The sequence below is a fragment of the Pseudomonas sp. 9.2(2024) genome (assembly GCF_039695385.1).
In the GTDB taxonomy this organism is placed as follows: domain Bacteria; phylum Pseudomonadota; class Gammaproteobacteria; order Pseudomonadales; family Pseudomonadaceae; genus Aquipseudomonas; species Aquipseudomonas paraglycinae.
Genome location: NZ_CP155585.1, coordinates 4,790,040 through 4,807,341, shown reverse-complemented (window position 1 = coordinate 4,807,341; position 17,302 = coordinate 4,790,040). Strand labels below are relative to the sequence as shown.

The window sequence follows — 17,302 nt, the reverse complement described above, 5'->3', positions numbered from 1 at the left end:
GTCATCCGCGGCTGACTGCACTTTGTGAACTGGCCGTGAATATGGCTCGCGTGGCGAGTCAAAACTCTGCTTTGCGGCGTGATTCAGGCCTCATGTCACCTGCGCTTGTTACAGCTGCAAACTCCACCGTTACGTAGCAAAAGCCCCGTAGGACGGCCTCGCGTCCTGGTGAATTGCGTTGGTCAGGGCCGGTTTTTGACCGTGGTTCCGCTGTCCAGGCCGCTTTTGGCGGCGTTCGCGACTATAGCAGCAATGATTAAGTGCTTCAATTCCATAAAAATTGTTATCATCGGCGCCATGACGACTACTGCCCCTTCGACTCCAGGCGTTCAATTGCTTGAGGTCTCGCCGGAATATGCCGGCCAACGAATCGACAATTTCCTCCTCGCCCGGCTCAAAGGCGTGCCCAAGACCTTGATTTACCGCATTTTGCGCAAAGGCGAAGTGCGTGTGAACAAAGGTCGGATCAAGCCCGAATACAAGCTGCAGGCCGGCGACATCGTGCGCGTGCCGCCTGTTCGTGTGCCTGAGCGTGACGAGCCGGTGCCTTTGGCCCAAGGCCTGTTGCAGCGCCTGGAAGCCTCGATTGTCTACGAAGACAAGGCCCTGATCGTGATCAACAAGCCCGCCGGCATTGCGGTTCACGGTGGCAGCGGCCTGAATTACGGCGTTATCGAAGCCTTTCGTCAGTTGCGCCCCGATGCCAAGGAGCTGGAACTGGTTCACCGTCTCGATCGCGACACCTCCGGCCTGCTGATGATCGCCAAGAAGCGCAGCATGTTGCGCCACTTGCATGCCGCGTTGCGCGGTGACGGTGTCGACAAGCGTTACATGGCACTGGTTCGCGGCAATTGGGCGACCTCGATCAAGCAAGTCCGTGCGGCGCTCGGCAAGAGCAATCTGCGCTCCGGGGAGCGCATGGTCGAGGTCGACGAGGAGGAGGGCAAGGAGTCTGTGACCGTGTTCAAGGTCCTGCGTCGCTTTGGCGATTTTGCCACTTTGATCGAAGCCAAGCCGATCACCGGTCGCACGCACCAGATCCGCGTCCATACGTTGCACGCAGGGCACTGCATTGCCGGTGACACCAAGTACGGCGATGATGGTTTCAGTAAGGAAATCCGTGATCTGGGCGGCAAGCGCCTGTTCCTGCACGCGTACATGCTGACCGTGCCGCTGCCCGATGGCGGTGAGCTCAAGTTGCAGGCACCGGTCGATGAAATGTGGGCCAAGACTGTGGAGCGATTGAGTGCGCCCATCTGATTACAAGCTGCTGATTTTCGATTGGGACGGCACCCTGGCCGATTCCATTCATCGGATTGTCGAGGCAATGCACTCGGCGTCCGGGCGCTCCGGTTTCGAGTTGCGTGATGATTTTGCCGTCAAGGGCATCATCGGTCTGGGCTTGCCCGAGGCGATCCGCACGCTGTATCCCGAAATCAGTGATGCCGAAATGACCTTGTTCCGCGAGTATTACGCCGATCACTACATCGCTGCAGAAGCCGTGCCTTCGCCGTTGTTCGAAGGTGTAGTCGAGTCGATGGCGTCCTTTCGCGAGCAGGGCTATCACCTGGCTGTCGCGACCGGCAAGAATCGTCGCGGTCTGGATCGGGTGCTCAAGGCCAATGGCTGGGAAGATTATTTCGATATCACCCGCGCTGCCGATGAAACTGCGAGCAAGCCGCACCCTCTGATGCTGGAGCAGATACTCGCTCACTGCGGTGTGCGTGCCGAACAGGCGTTGATGGTCGGCGATTCGTCCTTCGACCTGCTGATGGCGCGCAATGCGGGGATGGATTCGGTGGCGGTCAGTTATGGCGCGCAATCGATCGAATCACTGCAGCAGTTCGAGCCGCGACTGTCGATCGACCATTTTTCCGAATTGCACGCCTGGCTGGGGCAGCAGGCTTAATACGTTTTTGCTGGGGTGGATGGCATGACCGACGAATGGAAAGCACCGGCCAAGGCAACTGCCGACGACGGTGATGCGAAAAGCTGGAAGCTGCTGGAAAAGACTCTGCTGGCCGGCGTGCAGGAGCAGCGTCGTTCACGACGCTGGGGTATCTTCTTCAAACTGCTGACGTTTGTTTATCTGTTTGTTGCGCTGATCCTGTTCACGCCGTTGATGGACATGGAAAAAAGCGCAACTCGTGGCCCGAACTACACCGCGCTGATCGACGTCACCGGCATGATTGCCGACAAAGAGCCGGCCAGTGCCGACAACATTGTCGGCAGTCTGCGGGCGGCGTTCGAAGACAAGAAGGTCAAAGGCGTAATCCTGCGCATCAACAGCCCGGGCGGCAGTCCGGTGCAGTCGGGTTACGTGTATGACGAGATCAAGCGTTTGCGCGGCCTGCATCCTGACACCAAGCTGTACGCGGTGATTTCCGATCTTGGCGCTTCCGGTGCCTATTACATCGCCAGTGCGGCGGATCAGATCTACGCCGACAAGGCCAGTCTGGTGGGTTCCATTGGTGTGACGGCGGCCGGTTACGGGTTTGTCGGCACCATGGAGAAACTTGGCGTCGAGCGTCGCACTTACACTTCTGGCGAGCACAAGGCGTTCCTCGATCCGTTCCAGCCGCAAAAGCCGGAAGAGACCGCGTTTTGGCAAAGTGTGCTGGATACCACGCACAAGCAGTTCATCAACAGCGTCAAGCAGGGGCGTGGTGATCGCCTGAAAGACAAGGAGCATCCGGAGCTGTTCTCCGGGCTGGTCTGGTCTGGCGAGCAGGCGCTGCCATTGGGGCTGATCGATGGTCTGGGTAATGCCAGTTCGGTGGCGCGTGATGTGATTGGCGAAAAGGAACTGGTGGACTTCACCGTTCAGGAATCGCCGTTCGACCGCTTCTCGAAGAAGCTCGGTGCCAGCGTGGCCGAGAAACTGGCAATGTGGATGGGTTTCAATGGCCCGTCGTTGCGCTGATCGAATGCTGCAAGAAAAACCGGCCTGAGGGCCGGTTTTTTGTGGGTCAGGGAATCTGTACGCCTTCCGTCAATAGCATGTCGATCAGGCGAATCAGTGGCAGGCCGATCAGGCTCGTGGCGTCCGGGCCTTCGGTTGATTGAAACAGGCTCACGCCCAGTCCTTCGGCCTTGAAGCTGCCGGCGCAGTCGTAGGGCTGCTCGGCGCGCAGATAGCGCTCGACGCGGGCCTGATCCAGTACGCGCATGTGTACCGTGAAAGGCACGCAGTCGACCTGGCAGTGGCCGGTCTGGCTGTTGAGCAGGGCCAGGCCGGTGAGGAAGGTTACGCTGGCGCCGCTGGCGGCCATCAGTTGTTCGCGGGCGTTTTCGAAGGTGTGTGGCTTGCCGATGATGCGCTCGCCGAGTACCGCAACCTGATCGGAGCCAATAATCAGGTGGTCGGGATGTTCGTCGGCCAGGGCGCGGGCTTTCTGTTCGGCGAGGCGCTTGACCAGCTCGATTGCCGACTCGTCCGGGCGATGGCTTTCATCGATATCCGGTGAGCTGCAGACGAACGGCAGGCGCAGGCGGCTGAGCAATTCCCGACGATAGGTCGAGCTTGAAGCGAGTAATAAAGGCAGCATTCGCATCTCCAGAGGCAGGCGACAGATTCTAGCGGAGGCGCGCAAGTGACGGACAGGGCACAATTTCCTTTGACATGGGTGGGTGCATCCCTATAATGCTGCGCCTATGTTGAATGACCCGATTCCACCTCACGTTGACCCGCGCAAATTGGCTGACCGTGGCACCACCCTTCAAGGTGAACTGCTGCTGGCCGATTTGAAGAGACTCTGCGACCCGCTTTCCGACGATGTCGGTACGGTGCAGGCAAAATTCGTTTTTGAACGAGATGAACGTAAATCTGTGGTGATCCACAGCTTTATCGACACTGAAGTCAAAATGGTTTGCCAGCGTTGTCTTGAGCTGGTCACCCTGCCGATCCACAGCGAATGCAGTTACGCTGTTGTGAAGGAGGGTGCGAATACCCAGTCGTTACCGAAAGGTTATGACGTGCTGGAACTGGGCGAAGATCCATTGGATCTGCAGTCACTGATCGAGGAGGAGCTTCTGCTCGCCTTGCCCATTGTGCCTGCTCATCATCCGGAAGAATGCCAGCAGCCGGCGGGAGCAGATGAGCCCGAACCGAGCGAGGACGAGGTAACGCGGTCCAACCCGTTCAGTGTATTGGCGCAGTTAAAGCGTGACCCAAACGTTTAGGAGTTAATCAATTATGGCTGTTCAGCAGAACAAAAAATCCCGCTCTGCCCGTGACATGCGCCGTTCGCACGACGCTCTCGAGGCTAGCACCCTGTCTGTAGAAAAAACCACTGGTGAAGTTCACCTGCGTCACCACGTATCGCCAGAAGGCGTATACCGTGGCCGTAAAGTGATCGACAAGGGCGCTGACGAGTAATCACTTGTCCGCTCAAGTCATCGCGATTGACGCAATGGGCGGGGACTTCGGTCCCCGCAGCATTGTTCAGGCCAGCCTTGCTTGCCTTTCTGCTACGCCCTCGCTGCACCTGACCCTCGTCGGTCAACCCTCCCTTCTTGAAGAACTGATCACCGGCCAATCGGCTGCCGATCGCGCGCGCCTGACGATTGTTCCGGCGTCCGAAGTCATCACCATGGACGAAAAACCTGCTCAGGCCCTGCGTGGCAAGCCGGACTCGTCGATGCGTGTCGCTCTCGAATTGCTGCGTGACGGCAAGGTTCAGGCCTGTGTCAGTGCCGGCAATACCGGTGCCTTGATGGCGCTGTCGCGATTTGTGCTCAAGACCCTGCCGGGGATTGATCGTCCGGCCATGGTCGCCGCGATCCCTACTCAGAAGGGCTATTGCCAGTTGCTTGATCTGGGCGCCAACGTCGATTGCAGTGCCGAGCATCTGTTGCAGTTCGCCGTGATGGGTTCCGTGGCGGCGCAAACGCTGGGTATCGCTCGCCCGCGTGTCGCGCTGCTGAATATCGGCACCGAAGACATCAAGGGCAATCAGCAGGTCAAGCTTGCTGCGACGTTGCTGCAGGCTGCCCGGGGCATCAATTACATCGGCTTCATCGAAGGTGACGGTTTGTATCGCGGCGAGGCGGACGTGGTGGTTTGCGATGGTTTTGTCGGCAATATTCTGCTCAAGTCCAGCGAAGGCCTGGCGACCATGATCGCTGCGCGCATCGAGGCTTTGTTCAAGAAAAACCTCGCCTCCCGCGCTGTCGGCGCTCTGGCGTTGCCATTGATGAAGCGTCTGCAGGCTGATCTGGCACCGGCGCGACATAACGGCGCAAGCTTCCTCGGTTTGCAGGGCATTGTCGTGAAAAGTCACGGTTCGGCCGGGGTTCAGGGATTTCAGAGTGCCATTCAGCGAGCGCTGATCGAGATTCAGGAGAATCTTCCCGAACGCCTGCACGGCCGTCTGGAGGATTTGTTGTCTTAGGCGTTTTCGTCGGACAATGCTTAAATGTGACCGCCCGGTTCAAAGGGCCATCCAACTGTCAGTTTCTTGCGTCCCTCTAGCGGGATGCCATTTTTCCGACGACAAGATCATTAGGGGCTTGTTACATGTCTGCTTCCCTCGCATTCGTCTTTCCAGGACAGGGTTCGCAGTCCCTCGGCATGCTGGCCGAGCTGGGCGCGCAACATCCGTTGATCCTCGAAACTTTCAAAGAAGCATCCGATGCTCTGGGCTACGACCTGTGGGCGCTGACCCAGCAGGGCCCGGAAGAGCTGCTCAATCAAACCGATAAAACCCAACCGGCCATTCTGACCGCTTCGATCGCCCTGTGGCGTCTGTGGCTGGCGGAAGGTGGTGCGCGTCCGGCCTTCGTTGCCGGTCACAGCCTGGGTGAATACAGCGCGCTGGTCGCTGCCGGCAGCTTGAGCCTTGCCGATGCGGTAAAACTCGTTGAGCGCCGTGGCCAGCTGATGCAGGAAGCTGTTCCGGCCGGGCAGGGCGGCATGGCTGCCATCCTCGGTCTGGAAGATGCCGATGTTCTCGCTGCCTGTGCTGAAGCGGCGCAGGGCGAAGTGGTCAGTGCGGTGAACTTCAACTCCCCGGGTCAGGTAGTGATCGCCGGTGCCAAGGCGGCCGTTGAGCGCGCCATTGAAGGCTGCAAGGCCCGTGGTGCCAAGCGCGCCATGCCGCTGCCGGTCAGCGTGCCGTCGCACTGCGAGCTGATGCGTCCGGCTGCCGAGCGCTTCGCCGAATCCATCGCTGCCATCGACTGGCAGGCGCCGCAGATCCCTGTGGTACAGAACGTCAGCGCTCAGGTGCCGGCGGATCTGGAAACCCTCAAGCGTGATCTGCTGGAGCAACTCTACAAGCCGGTCCGCTGGGTCGAGTCCGTACAGACCCTGGCCGCCAAAGGTGCGACCAATCTGGTCGAGTGCGGCCCTGGCAAGGTGCTGGCCGGTCTGAACAAACGTTGCGCCGAAGGCGTTTCGACTTCCAACCTCAATACCCCAGACGCTTTTGCTGCTGCTCGCGCAGCGGCTGTCTGAATCAGGAGAAGCTTGCATGAGTCTGCAAGGTAAAGTTGCACTGGTCACCGGCGCAAGCCGTGGCATCGGCCAGGCTATCGCACTGGAACTGGGTCGTCAGGGCGCCATCGTTGTTGGCACCGCGACTTCCGCTTCGGGCGCCGAGCGTATTGCTGCGACCCTGAAGGAAAACGGCATCCAGGGCGCAGGTTTCGAACTGAACGTCACCAGCGACGAATCGGTCACCAAAGTGCTGGCGAGCATTCAGGAGCAGTTCGGTGCGCCGGTGGCGATTCTGGTCAACAATGCCGGCATCACCCGCGATAACCTGATGATGCGCATGAAAGACGACGAGTGGTACGACGTGATCGATACCAACCTGAACAGTCTGTATCGCCTGTCCAAGGGCGTTTTGCGCGGCATGACCAAGGCGCGTTGGGGCCGAATTATCAGTATTGGCTCGGTGGTGGGTGCCATGGGCAACGCTGGCCAAGTAAACTATGCAGCCGCCAAGGCCGGTCTGGAAGGTTTCAGCCGTGCCATGGCGCGTGAAGTCGGTTCGCGTTCGATTACGGTCAACTCGGTAACCCCAGGGTTCATCGACACCGATATGACTCGCGAGCTGCCTGAAGCACAGCGTGAAGCCTTGCAGACGCAGATTCCGCTGGGCCGTCTGGGACAAGCTCAAGAGATCGCGTCCGTGGTCGCTTTTCTTGCATCCGACGGTGCGGCATACGTGACCGGGGCTACAATCCCGGTTAACGGCGGGATGTACATGTAATTCAAATGTGACGGATTGCTTCAAAAAAATGTCATACGAGCTGTCTAAAATCCGTTATAAAGCTGCAATCTATTTATAGGCAGAGGGCCGCAGGGTTTGAGGAGTGAAGCTTTCAGTTGAAAAGCTGAAAAGTCTTTCTATACACTTACCCACTGGCCAGCTGCCTGAATTTGTCCATTAGGAGTGAAAACAAGGTATGAGCACCATCGAAGAGCGCGTCAAGAAAATCGTTGCCGAGCAACTGGGTGTTAAAGAAGAAGAAGTGGTCAACACCGCTTCCTTCGTAGAAGACCTGGGTGCCGACTCCCTTGACACCGTTGAGCTGGTGATGGCTCTGGAAGAGGAATTCGAGACCGAAATCCCTGACGAAGAAGCTGAGAAGATCACTACTGTACAAGCTGCAATCGACTACGTTACTAGCCACCAGGCGTAATAGTTTGTAATCGTTGCTTGCTGTCATGGAAAAACCGCACTGCCATCATGGCGTGCGGTTTTTTCTTTAGGCCTGATGCAAAGTCGTCATTTGAAAAAGGAGAGTGCTGTGTCGCGTAGACGCGTCGTAGTCACCGGTATGGGTATGTTGTCGCCACTGGGCACGGATGTGCCGAGCAGTTGGCAGGGCATTCTGGCTGGCCGCAGTGGCATTGGTCTGATCGAACACACCGACCTTTCTGCCTATTCCACCCGCTTTGGCGGCTCGGTAAAGGGCTTCAATGTCGAGGAATACCTGTCGGTCAAGGAAGCGCGCAAGCTCGACCTGTTCATTCAGTACGGTCTGGCGGCCGGCTTTCAAGCCGTACGCAATGCCGGTCTGGAAGTCACCGATGCCAACCGTGAACGCATTGGCGTGGCCATGGGTTCGGGTATCGGCGGTCTGACCAACATCGAAGAAACCAGCCGCACGCTGCACGAGACTGGCCCGCGCCGGATTTCTCCGTTCTTTGTGCCTGGCTCGATCATCAATATGATTTCCGGTTTCCTGTCCATCCACCTGGGTGCACAGGGGCCTAACTACGCCATCGCCACAGCGTGTACCACCGGTACGCACTGCATCGGCATGGCGGCGCGCAACATCATGTACGACGAAGCCGACGTGATGATTGCCGGCGGTGCCGAAATGGCCGCGTGCGGTCTGGGCATGGGCGGCTTTGGTGCTTCCCGTGCGCTGTCGACCCGCAACGACGAGCCGACCCGCGCCAGCCGTCCGTGGGACAAGGGCCGTGACGGCTTCGTACTGTCCGACGGCGCCGGTGCCCTGGTGCTCGAAGAGCTCGAGCACGCCAAGGCCCGTGGCGCGACCATCTACGCCGAGCTGATCGGTTTCGGCACCAGTGGCGACGCCTTCCACATGACTTCGCCACCCGCCGACGGCGCTGGTGCCGCGCGCTGCATCACCAACGCGCTGCGCGATGCGAAGATCAACGTCGATCAAGTGCAATACATCAACGCCCACGGCACTTCGACCCCGGCCGGTGACCTCGCTGAAGCCAACGCGATCAAGTCGGTGTTCGGTGATCACGCCTACAAGCTGGCAGTCAGCTCCACCAAGTCCATGACCGGTCACCTGCTGGGTGCGGCGGGCGCGGTCGAGGCGATCTTCAGCGTGCTGGCGATCAACAGCCAGGTGGCGCCACCAACCATCAACCTCGATGAGCCGGACGAAGGCTGCGACCTCGATTTCGTGCCGCACACCGCGCGCAACATGGATATCGATGTCGTACTGTCCAACTCGTTCGGGTTTGGCGGCACCAACGGCACGTTGGCGTTCCGTCGGTTCGCCGGCTGATGGACTGCTGGGTCGACGGTCTGCCGGCTGACGCTCTGTCGCTGAAAGATCGCGGCCTGGCTTACGGCGACGGTCTGTTCGAGACCATCGCCGTGCGTAGCGGTCAGCCGTTGCTGCTGGATCGGCATCTGACGCGTCTGGCCGACGGCTGTGCGCGTCTGGCCATCGCAGCCGACATCGAGCGGGTTCGCCATGAGCTGCAATCCTATGCCGCCGCGATGGGCGAGGGCGTGCTCAAACTCATCCTCACCCGTGGCGACGGATTGCGCGGTTATGCGCCGGATCCTTCAGCGCAGGGCCGACGCATTCTGCAAGGCAATCCTCCCGCCGCTTATCCAGCGGCCCACGCCGAGCAGGGCGTTCGCCTGTTTCCGTGTAGCACGCGTTTGTCCAGACAGCCGTTGCTCGCCGGGCTCAAACACCTCAATCGACTGGAACAGGTTATTGCCCGCGCCGAATGGCAGGACAGTGAACACGCCGAAGGTTTGATGCTCGATCAGGCCGGTCGGGTGATCGAAGGCGTGTTCAGCAATCTGTTTCTGGTGCGTGACGGTGTGCTGATCACGGCGGACCTGAAACGCTGCGGCGTGGCCGGGGTGATGCGCGCAGAAATATTGTTTCAGGCAGAGTCCCTGGGCATCCCCGTGCAAATCACCGACATCCCCCTCGAACAGCTGCAATGGGCCGATGAAGTCTTTGTCTGCAACAGCGTGTATGGCGTCTGGCCGGTACGCGCCTGTGCTGCTCTGAGCTGGCCGGTTGGCCCGCTCACCCGTAAACTGCAAACCATTGCCCGCGCGCTACTGGATGCCTGATTCGTGAGACGTAAACTTTTGCTGCTGCTGGAAACCGGACTGGTTCTGGCAGGGCTGCTGTTGGGCGCCAGCGCCTGGAAGATTCATTCGGCGCTGGAACAGCCCCTGAACATCACGCAGGAAGAACTGCTGGATGTGCCCAAGGGATCCACCCCGACCCGTACTTTTCTTGGACTCGAAGCCGATGGCGTCATCAAGGACGCGTTCTGGCTGCGGGTCTATTGGCGTTTCAACCTTGCCGGCACGCCGATTCACAGCGGTGAATACCGCATGCAGCCGGGCATGACCGTCAACGGCCTGATCGACCTGTGGAAGCGCGGCGATGTGGTTCAGTACAGCCTGACCCTGGTCGAAGGCTGGAATTTCCATCAAGTGCGCGCCGCGCTGGCCAAAGATGAAAAGATCGAGCAGACCCTCAACGGTCTGAGCGACAGTGATGTGATGGCCAAAATCGGTCACAAGGGCCTGTTCCCTGAAGGCCGCTTCTTCCCCGACACCTACCGCTTCGTGCGCGGTGTGACCGATACCGAACTGTTGAAAAAGGCCTTCGACCGCCTCGACGAAGTGCTGGCCAAGGAGTGGGAAAAACGCTCCGCCGACGTGCCTTACACCGAGCCCTATCAGGCGCTGATCATGGCGTCGCTGGTGGAGAAGGAAACCGGCGTGCCTCAGGAGCGTGGCCAGATTGCCGGCGTCTTTGTGCGGCGCATGGCGCTGGGCATGCAGTTGCAGACCGATCCGACGGTGATCTACGGCCTGGGTGACCGCTACAACGGCAAACTGACTCGTGCGCATCTCAAGGAAGCCACGCCGTACAACACGTACATGATTCCCGGCCTGCCGCCGACGCCGATCGCCATGGTCGGACGTGAAGCCATTCACGCCGCCCTCAACCCGGTGGATGGCACCAGTCTCTACTTTGTTGCCCGTGGCGATGGCAGCCACGTGTTCTCCGATGATCTGGACGCGCATAACAACGCGGTGCGCGAATACCAGCTCAAGCGGCGCGCGGATTACCGCTCGAGCCCGGCGCCTGCAACAGCGCCCGAGGCCGCGCCGGCAGCCGAGGAGGCGATACCTGCCGCCTCACCCGATACTGCACCGGAATCGTTGCCGCAGCCGCCCGCTCAAGCGCCTGCGCCGACGCCGGAACCGGAAGCCTCCGCTCCCCAAAACACGCAATGACTTTGATTAAGGACTGCCTGTGACTGGCTTGTTTATTACCCTGGAAGGCCCGGAAGGCGCCGGCAAAAGCACCAATCGCGAATACCTCGCCGAGCGCCTGCGCGCCGCCGGTATCGAAGTGGTGCTGACCCGCGAGCCCGGCGGTACGCCGCTGGCCGAGCGCATTCGTGAGGTGTTGCTGGCCCCGGTCGACGAAGTGATGAACCCGGACACCGAGCTGTTGCTGGTGTTCGCCGCCCGTGCCCAGCATCTGGCTGAAGTCATTCGACCGGCACTGGCCCGTGGTGCGGTGGTGCTGTGTGACCGTTTCACCGATTCGACTTACGCCTACCAGGGTGGCGGTCGCGGCTTGTCGCTGGAGCGCATCGCGGCGCTGGAGACTTTCGTGCAGGGCGATCTGCGTCCCGACCTGACGCTGATATTCGATCTGCCGGTGGAAATCGGCCTGGCCCGAGCCAGCGCCCGAGGTCGTCTGGATCGTTTCGAGCTGGAAGGCCGTGAGTTTTTCGAGGCCGTACGCAGTGCTTTCCTCAAGCGCGCCGAAGCCGATCCGGCGCGTTACGTGCGGATCGACGCCGGTCAGCCGTTGGCCAAGGTTCAACAATCGCTGGATACCCTGATTCCGAATTTGCTGGAGCTGAGCCGTGGCTGAGGCCTATCCGTGGCAGGACAGCCTCTGGCAGCAACTGGCCGGTCGCACTCAGCATGCCCACGCGTATCTGCTGCACGGGCCGGCCGGGATCGGCAAGCGCGCGCTGGCCGAGCGACTGATGGCCAGCCTGCTGTGCCAGCGTCCGACGCCTGAAGCCTGCGGCGAGTGCAAATCCTGTCTGCTGCTCAAGGCCGGCAGCCACCCGGACAATTACATCCTCGAACCGGAGGAAGCGGACAAGGCGATCAAGGTCGACCAGGTGCGTGATCTGGTCAGTTTCGTGGTGCAGACCGCACAACTGGGCGGGCGCAAGGTGGTGCTGATCGAACCGGTGGAGTCGATGAACATCAACGCCGCCAACGCCTTGCTCAAGAGCCTTGAGGAGCCGTCCGGCGATACCGTGCTGCTGCTGGTCAGCCACCAGCCGAGCCGGTTGTTGCCGACCATCAAGAGCCGCTGCGTGCAGCAGGCCTGTCCGCTGCCGAGCGAATCCATGAGCCTGCAATGGCTGGCTCAGGCATTGCCGGAATGTTCCGAAGACGAACGGGTCGAACTGTTGACCCTGGCCGCCGGCTCGCCGTTGGCCGCCGTCACGTTGCAGGGGCAGGGCGTGCGTGAACAGCGTTCGCAGGTTGTCGAAGGCGTGAAGAAGCTGCTCAAGCAGCAGCAATCGCCGACGCAACTGGCCGAGGAGTGGAAAAACATTCCGATGCTGCGGCTGTTCGACTGGTTCTGCGACTGGTCGAGCCTGATCCTGCGCTATCAATTGACCCAGGATGAAGCAGGCCTTGGCCTGACCGATATGCGCAAGGTCGTGCAGTACCTGGCGCAGAAAAGTGCTCAGCCTAAAGTGCTGGATATTCAGGACTGGATCCTCGCCCAGCGTCAGAAAGTCCTGAGCAAGGCCAACCTCAATGCGGCGTTGCTGCTGGAAGCGTTGCTGGTGCAATGGGCGAGCTTGCCTGGTCAAAGATAAGAATGTGTACCTAGACTCTGAACATCAGCAGTGGAGGTCAACATGAATGAACCTGTCAGCCCGGGGCCGCGTAACGGCATCTTGTCCCTGACCATCAAGGACAAGTCGGTCCTTTACGCCGCCTACATGCCGTTCATCAAGAACGGTGGCCTGTTCATCCCGACCAACAAGAGCTACAAGTTGGGCGACGAGGTGTTCATGCTGCTGAACCTGATGGACGAGGCGGAGAAGATTCCGGTGGCCGGCAAAGTGGCCTGGATCACCCCCAAAGGCGCCCAAGGCAACCGCGCAGCGGGCGTCGGCGTGCAATTCAACGATGGCGACAACACCGCGCGCAGTCGCATCGAAACTCATCTGGCCGGAGCCCTGAAGTCCGACCGTCCCACTCATACGATGTAAGTTGCAGTCCTTTTTATGCTCGTAGATTCCCATTGTCACCTTGATCGCCTCGACCTAGCCGCTCACGACGGTTCCCTGGATGCCGCGCTGGATGCGGCCCGTCAGCGCGGGGTCGGACACTTCCTGTGCATCGGCGTTAGCGCCGACAACGCGGCCGACGTCAAAGCCCTCGCTGAGCGTTACGACGATGTCGATTGCTCGGTTGGCGTGCATCCGCTGGATGTGCAGCCGGGCGCGGCGCCGGCGCTGGACTGGCTGGTGCACGAGCTCAATCACCCGAAAGTGGTGGCGATCGGCGAAACCGGTCTGGACTACCACTACGAGCCGGAAGCCGCCGAACTGCAGCAGGAATCGTTCCGTCTGCACCTGCAAGCAGCACAGCAGACTGGCAAACCGGTGATCATCCACACCCGTGGCGCCCGTGCCGATACGCTCGAGCTGCTGCGCGAAGCCGCGCTGCCCCAGGCCGGTGTGTTGCATTGCTTCACCGAAGACTGGGACATGGCCAAGGCGGCGCTGGACATGGGTTATTACATTTCCCTGTCGGGCATCGTCACCTTCCGCAATGCCGATGCGCTGCGCGATGTGGCGAGCAAGGTTCCGGCCGATCGCCTGCTGGTGGAAACCGATTCGCCGTATCTGGCGCCGATCCCGTATCGCGGCAAACCGAACCTGCCGCAATACGTGCGGGAAGTGGCAGAGTTTCTGGCGATGCTGCGCGGCGAGAACTACGAGCGCTTTGCCGAGCAGACCACCGAGAACTTCAAGCGACTGTTTCCGCTGGCGCATGTAAAAGCCTGAATCGCAGGCAAAAAAAACCCGGGTTCTGGGGGGTGAATCCGGGTTAAGACCATTAGGAGTAAAACAAAGGCACGCGGTCCCTTGGTACCTTTACCGGCGCGACACTTGGGGGAGATGTCGCCCGACAGTTCAAGTATTGATCAGTCTGGCGCCGAGTCCAGTTGGCCGGCCGGGGTTTTTAAACAAATTTGGAATACGTTCGCTTCGGTTATGTTCTCATTCCCCCCGAAACGTTCGTGAAATGAACAAGAAACACAGATATGGTCGGATGATCCGTGCATTTTTGCGCAAGTTAGGCATAATACGCGGCTTCGAATTTTGACCCCTACAGACCTTTTCTTATGCACAAAGAACCTCGTAAGGTCCGTGAGTTTCGTCGCCGCGAGCAAGAAATTCTCGATACCGCGCTCAAGCTGTTCCTCGAACAAGGTGAAGACAGTGTCACCGTCGAGATGATTGCTGATGCCGTGGGTATCGGCAAAGGCACGATCTACAAGCACTTCAAGTCCAAGGCCGAAATCTATCTGCGCCTGATGCTCGATTACGAGCGCGACTTGAACGAGCTGTTGCACTCGGCCGATGTCGACAAGGACAAGGAAGCGCTGTCCCGTGCCTACTTTGAATTCCGCATGCGTGATCCGCAGCGCTATCGCCTGTTCGATCGCCTGGAAGAGAAGGTGGTCAAGGGCAATCAGGTGCCCGAGATGGTCGAGGAGCTGCACAAGATCCGTGCCTCGAACTTCGAACGCCTGACGCTGCTCATCAAGGGCCGCATCAGCGAAGGCAAGCTCGAAGACGTGCCGCCGTACTTCCACTACTGCGCATCCTGGGCGCTGGTGCACGGCGCGGTGGCGCTGTATCACTCGCCGTTCTGGAGCAATGTGCTGGAAGATCAGGAAGGTTTCTTCCAGTTCCTGATGGACATCGGTGTGCGCATGGGCAACAAGCGCAAGCGCGACCCTGAAACGCCAAGCAGCTGAATCATTCAGTTGCCTTATGCGCCGTGTTTTTCGCTACATGGCGCAGTACCGCAGGAATATACTCAGGCATAGGGCTTGCTAAAACTTGAATTGTGAGTCAAGTTTTAGCCGCTCGATTTTCCATCGCCGGAGTGCTTCATGATCGTTGACCGTCAAGGCAGGCGTTTTCGCAATTTGCGGATCAGTCTGACTTCAGCCTGCAATTATGCCTGTACCTACTGCGTGCCCAACGGCAAGCGGCTGGTGGCTGCGCAGGATGAATTGTCGGCCGAGGCCATGGCACGCGGCGTGGCTTATCTGATCGAAGCCGCGGGTATCGAGCGCCTGCGCATCACTGGTGGCGAGCCGCTGGTCAGCCCCAAACTCGAATCGTTCATGAGCGCCGTCGGCAGGATGGGCCTGGAAGACATCAGCCTGACCACCAACGGTCAACTTCTGGCGAAAAAACTTCCGCTGCTGGTCGATGCCGGCCTGCGACGCCTCAACGTTTCCCTCGATACCCTGGACGCCGGCGCGTTCCGCAGCATTGCCCGTGGCGGCGATCTGGCCACCGTGCTGGATGGCATGGATCAGGCGGCAGCGGCGGGGATGAAGATCAAGGTCAACATGGTGCCGTTGCGCGGGCAAAACCTCGACCAGGTGATGCCGCTGCTCGATTACTGCCTCGAGCGCGGCTTCGAGCTGCGTTTCATCGAGCTGATGCGCATGGGCCACCTGGCCACTGATTCCAACGCCTTCCTGCAACAGTTCGTCAGCCTGCAACAGCTGCTTAGCCTGATCGGCGAACATTACGAGTACGCGCAAACCGACGCGCCGGTGGACGCCACGGCGGTTCGCTATGCGATTCCCGGTAGGGGCAACTTCGGCGTTATCGCCAACGAAAGTGTGCCGTTCTGCCGAACCTGCTCGCGCCTGCGTCTGTCGTCCACCGGATGGCTGCATGGCTGCCTGTCGTCGAGCAACCGCCACTACGTCGGTGACCTGCTCGACAAACCACGTCACGAGGCGCTGCCGGCGTTGCAGCGACTGCTGGTCAAGGCGTTGGGCGACAAGCAGGAAGTCGCGTTCTCCGGGGGCGCCACCGTCATGAAGATCATCGGCGGCTGAACCCGGTTTAGCCGCGAAGTCTTATTTCAAAGCGGATACCTGCACATTTCCAAGGACTGGCGCAAAAGCTGCATCCTACGGCCATTCGCCGGTTTTCCGTCACCGGCTTCTGGAGGATTAGGATGCGTAGCCTGGTTTTGCTGCTGGCCGTTTTGGCGCTGGGCGGCTGTATGACTGTCAGTGACATGGCCGAAGGGACTCGCTACCAGATGAGCGACGCGGGGCTGCTGGACCACAGCGACAGCCGTCGCGTAAACAACTTCCGCATTCAGCCGGATTCGTTCATCTACATTGCGCAAGGCTCGTTCGCGCCGCCGGGTGGTTCTTACCCGCGGCCCAACGTAGTGGCTGAAGAGGCCTTCAAAGGCTTCGTCGAGTACTTCCCGATGGTCCGCCGCGCCCGTGCGCCGGAAGGCCTCGATCAGGCGATGGGCGAAGCCCGCGACGCCGGTGCCCACTACCTGCTGTACACCCGTTTCGCCAAGGCCGACGACCGCATCGGCAACTCCGATGAGTGGCTGGATCAGGAAGCCGTGGATCGCCTCGGTATCGACGGCGGCGTGATTCAGATCATGTTGATCGAGACCAGCACCCAGTATTTGATTGATACTGCACGGATCAAGAGTCGTGGCGGTTTACTGACGTTCCACGACAACAAGCCCGAAGACCTGATCGGCCCACCGCTTGCGCAGTACGCGCGCAGCCTGCTGGGCGTCGGGGACCAGTAATTCAAGGAGTACGCCATGAGTGGCCCGCAAAAAGCCAATGACCTGCTGGGGCAAATCCCCAAAACCAAAGGCTTGCCGCCGGTGCACTTGTGGAATCCGGATTTCTGCGGCGACATCGACATGCGCATCGCCCGTGACGGCACCTGGTATTACCTGGGCACGCCGATCGGGCGCAAGCCGATGGTCAAGCTGTTCTCCACCATCATCCGCCGCGACGGCGATGATTATTTCTTGATTACTCCGGTGGAGAAGGTCGGGATCAAGGTCGATGACGCGCCATTCGTGGCGATTGCCGTCGAGGTGGAAGGCGAGGGTGAGGCGCAACTGCTGCGCTTTACCACCAACGTCGATGAAACAACGGAAGCCGGCCCGGAGCATCCGATCCGGGTCGAGATCGATCCAGCGACGCAAGAACCTGCGCCTTACGTGCATGTACGCACCAATCTCGAAGCGCTGATCCACCGCAACGTGTTCTACCAATTGGTCGAGCTGGCTGTCAGCCGTGAAATTGATGGCCAGCGCTGGCTCGGCGTCTGGAGCGGTGGCGAGTTCTTCCGCATCGGCCTCGAACCTTAAAAAAACCGCAGTCTGCGAAAGCAGGCTGCGGTTTTTTGTCGTTGACTCTCAATCGTATGATGATTAGCGTAGGCACCCAC

General features: G+C 59.7%; 21 protein-coding genes. 20 read left to right on the top strand and 1 reads right to left on the bottom strand.

The features are described from left to right. Positions 1-297: 297 nt before the first annotated feature. From rluC to sppA, 3 genes are read left to right on the top strand one after another with little or no spacing between them, the layout of a single operon-like run. The gene (rluC, locus tag ABFB52_RS21580; RefSeq protein ID WP_007950779.1) at positions 298-1,260 is read left to right on the top strand and encodes a 23S rRNA pseudouridine(955/2504/2580) synthase RluC; all 963 of its coding nucleotides are present in this window, start codon (positions 298-300) and stop codon (positions 1,258-1,260) included. Further along, positions 1,247-1,909: an HAD-IA family hydrolase gene (locus ABFB52_RS21575; protein ID WP_085607333.1), complete on the top strand. Its 663-nt coding sequence runs from the start codon at positions 1,247-1,249 to the stop codon at positions 1,907-1,909. The genes rluC and ABFB52_RS21575 overlap by 14 nt, the downstream gene beginning before the upstream one ends. 24 nt (positions 1,910-1,933) lie before the next feature. Beyond that, positions 1,934-2,923, top strand: a complete 990-nt coding sequence (gene sppA, locus ABFB52_RS21570; protein WP_085745059.1) for a signal peptide peptidase SppA — start codon at positions 1,934-1,936, stop codon at positions 2,921-2,923. 46 nt (positions 2,924-2,969) lie between these two features. On the opposite strand, the gene ABFB52_RS21565 is transcribed toward sppA, so the two are convergent. Next, on the bottom strand, positions 2,970-3,548 hold the full coding sequence (locus ABFB52_RS21565) for a nucleoside triphosphate pyrophosphatase (RefSeq protein ID WP_129973704.1): 579 nt from the start codon (positions 3,546-3,548) through the stop codon (positions 2,970-2,972). 106 nt (positions 3,549-3,654) lie between these two features. On the opposite strand from ABFB52_RS21565, the gene ABFB52_RS21560 reads away from it, so the two are divergent. The 17 genes from ABFB52_RS21560 (at position 3,655) to ABFB52_RS21480 (ending at position 17,222) form a co-directional block, all read left to right on the top strand. Next, positions 3,655-4,182, top strand: a complete 528-nt coding sequence (locus tag ABFB52_RS21560) for a YceD family protein (RefSeq protein WP_003204262.1) — start codon at positions 3,655-3,657, stop codon at positions 4,180-4,182. 13 nt (positions 4,183-4,195) lie between these two features. Further along, positions 4,196-4,378, top strand: coding sequence for a 50S ribosomal protein L32 (rpmF, locus tag ABFB52_RS21555; RefSeq protein ID WP_003179396.1), 183 nt, complete (start codon positions 4,196-4,198; stop codon positions 4,376-4,378). A 4-nt stretch (positions 4,379-4,382) separates the two neighbouring features. Then, positions 4,383-5,393 (top strand): phosphate acyltransferase PlsX, encoded by a 1,011-nt coding sequence (gene plsX / locus ABFB52_RS21550; RefSeq protein WP_074688106.1) that lies wholly within the window; start codon positions 4,383-4,385, stop codon positions 5,391-5,393. 125 nt (positions 5,394-5,518) lie between these two features. Next, entirely contained in the window at positions 5,519-6,457 is a 939-nt protein-coding gene (fabD, locus tag ABFB52_RS21545) for an ACP S-malonyltransferase (protein ID WP_007950787.1), read from the top strand. A gap of 16 nt (positions 6,458-6,473) precedes the next feature. Further along, a complete protein-coding gene (gene fabG, locus ABFB52_RS21540) occupies positions 6,474-7,217 on the top strand; it encodes a 3-oxoacyl-ACP reductase FabG (protein WP_007950790.1) in 744 nt (247 codons plus the stop codon). 196 nt (positions 7,218-7,413) lie between these two features. Then, positions 7,414-7,650 (top strand): acyl carrier protein, encoded by a 237-nt coding sequence (acpP, locus tag ABFB52_RS21535; RefSeq protein ID WP_003175607.1) that lies wholly within the window; start codon positions 7,414-7,416, stop codon positions 7,648-7,650. Positions 7,651-7,758: 108 nt separating this feature from the next. Next, positions 7,759-9,003, top strand: coding sequence for a beta-ketoacyl-ACP synthase II (gene fabF, locus ABFB52_RS21530; protein ID WP_007908259.1), 1,245 nt, complete (start codon positions 7,759-7,761; stop codon positions 9,001-9,003). Further along, positions 9,003-9,818, top strand: coding sequence for an aminodeoxychorismate lyase (pabC, locus tag ABFB52_RS21525; protein ID WP_129973705.1), 816 nt, complete (start codon positions 9,003-9,005; stop codon positions 9,816-9,818). Before fabF ends, pabC begins: the two co-directional genes overlap by 1 nt. Positions 9,819-9,821: 3 nt before the next feature. Beyond that, a complete protein-coding gene (gene mltG, locus ABFB52_RS21520) occupies positions 9,822-11,003 on the top strand; it encodes an endolytic transglycosylase MltG (RefSeq protein ID WP_129973706.1) in 1,182 nt (393 codons plus the stop codon). A 19-nt stretch (positions 11,004-11,022) separates the two neighbouring features. Then, complete coding sequence (gene tmk, locus ABFB52_RS21515) at positions 11,023-11,655, top strand: dTMP kinase (protein ID WP_007950797.1); 633 nt, start codon at positions 11,023-11,025, stop codon at positions 11,653-11,655. Next, complete coding sequence (locus ABFB52_RS21510) at positions 11,648-12,631, top strand: DNA polymerase III subunit delta' (protein WP_085745056.1); 984 nt, start codon at positions 11,648-11,650, stop codon at positions 12,629-12,631. The genes tmk and ABFB52_RS21510 overlap by 8 nt, the downstream gene beginning before the upstream one ends. 42 nt (positions 12,632-12,673) lie before the next feature. Further along, the gene (locus tag ABFB52_RS21505; RefSeq protein WP_007950801.1) at positions 12,674-13,030 is read left to right on the top strand and encodes a PilZ domain-containing protein; all 357 of its coding nucleotides are present in this window, start codon (positions 12,674-12,676) and stop codon (positions 13,028-13,030) included. A gap of 15 nt (positions 13,031-13,045) precedes the next feature. Beyond that, positions 13,046-13,831: a TatD family hydrolase gene (locus ABFB52_RS21500; RefSeq protein WP_102717080.1), complete on the top strand. Its 786-nt coding sequence runs from the start codon at positions 13,046-13,048 to the stop codon at positions 13,829-13,831. Positions 13,832-14,172: 341 nt separating this feature from the next. Beyond that, entirely contained in the window at positions 14,173-14,811 is a 639-nt protein-coding gene (locus ABFB52_RS21495; RefSeq protein ID WP_007950805.1) for a TetR/AcrR family transcriptional regulator, read from the top strand. 138 nt (positions 14,812-14,949) lie between these two features. Further along, positions 14,950-15,918, top strand: coding sequence for a radical SAM protein (locus tag ABFB52_RS21490; protein WP_102717081.1), 969 nt, complete (start codon positions 14,950-14,952; stop codon positions 15,916-15,918). A gap of 122 nt (positions 15,919-16,040) precedes the next feature. Then, complete coding sequence (locus ABFB52_RS21485) at positions 16,041-16,646, top strand: DUF4823 domain-containing protein (RefSeq protein WP_007950810.1); 606 nt, start codon at positions 16,041-16,043, stop codon at positions 16,644-16,646. A gap of 15 nt (positions 16,647-16,661) precedes the next feature. Continuing rightward, positions 16,662-17,222 carry a DUF1285 domain-containing protein gene (locus tag ABFB52_RS21480; RefSeq protein WP_085647452.1) on the top strand — a complete coding sequence of 187 codons (561 nt, stop codon included), beginning with the start codon at positions 16,662-16,664 and terminating at the stop codon, positions 17,220-17,222. Positions 17,223-17,302: the final 80 nt, after the last annotated feature.

Coding starts and splice junctions, on each gene's coding strand:
- pabC (WP_129973705.1), top strand. CDS start 9,003: ATGGACTGCTGGGTCGACGGTCTGCCGGCTGACGCTCTGTCGCTGAAA.
- rluC (WP_007950779.1), top strand. CDS start 298: ATGACGACTACTGCCCCTTCGACTCCAGGCGTTCAATTGCTTGAGGTC.
- ABFB52_RS21490 (WP_102717081.1), top strand. CDS start 14,950: ATGATCGTTGACCGTCAAGGCAGGCGTTTTCGCAATTTGCGGATCAGT.
- ABFB52_RS21505 (WP_007950801.1), top strand. CDS start 12,674: ATGAATGAACCTGTCAGCCCGGGGCCGCGTAACGGCATCTTGTCCCTG.
- ABFB52_RS21565 (WP_129973704.1), bottom strand. CDS start 3,548: ATGCTGCCTTTATTACTCGCTTCAAGCTCGACCTATCGTCGGGAATTG.
- ABFB52_RS21500 (WP_102717080.1), top strand. CDS start 13,046: ATGCTCGTAGATTCCCATTGTCACCTTGATCGCCTCGACCTAGCCGCT.
- ABFB52_RS21480 (WP_085647452.1), top strand. CDS start 16,662: ATGAGTGGCCCGCAAAAAGCCAATGACCTGCTGGGGCAAATCCCCAAA.
- ABFB52_RS21485 (WP_007950810.1), top strand. CDS start 16,041: ATGCGTAGCCTGGTTTTGCTGCTGGCCGTTTTGGCGCTGGGCGGCTGT.
- sppA (WP_085745059.1), top strand. CDS start 1,934: ATGACCGACGAATGGAAAGCACCGGCCAAGGCAACTGCCGACGACGGT.
- acpP (WP_003175607.1), top strand. CDS start 7,414: ATGAGCACCATCGAAGAGCGCGTCAAGAAAATCGTTGCCGAGCAACTG.
- ABFB52_RS21560 (WP_003204262.1), top strand. CDS start 3,655: ATGTTGAATGACCCGATTCCACCTCACGTTGACCCGCGCAAATTGGCT.
- rpmF (WP_003179396.1), top strand. CDS start 4,196: ATGGCTGTTCAGCAGAACAAAAAATCCCGCTCTGCCCGTGACATGCGC.
- fabD (WP_007950787.1), top strand. CDS start 5,519: ATGTCTGCTTCCCTCGCATTCGTCTTTCCAGGACAGGGTTCGCAGTCC.
- fabG (WP_007950790.1), top strand. CDS start 6,474: ATGAGTCTGCAAGGTAAAGTTGCACTGGTCACCGGCGCAAGCCGTGGC.
- ABFB52_RS21495 (WP_007950805.1), top strand. CDS start 14,173: ATGCACAAAGAACCTCGTAAGGTCCGTGAGTTTCGTCGCCGCGAGCAA.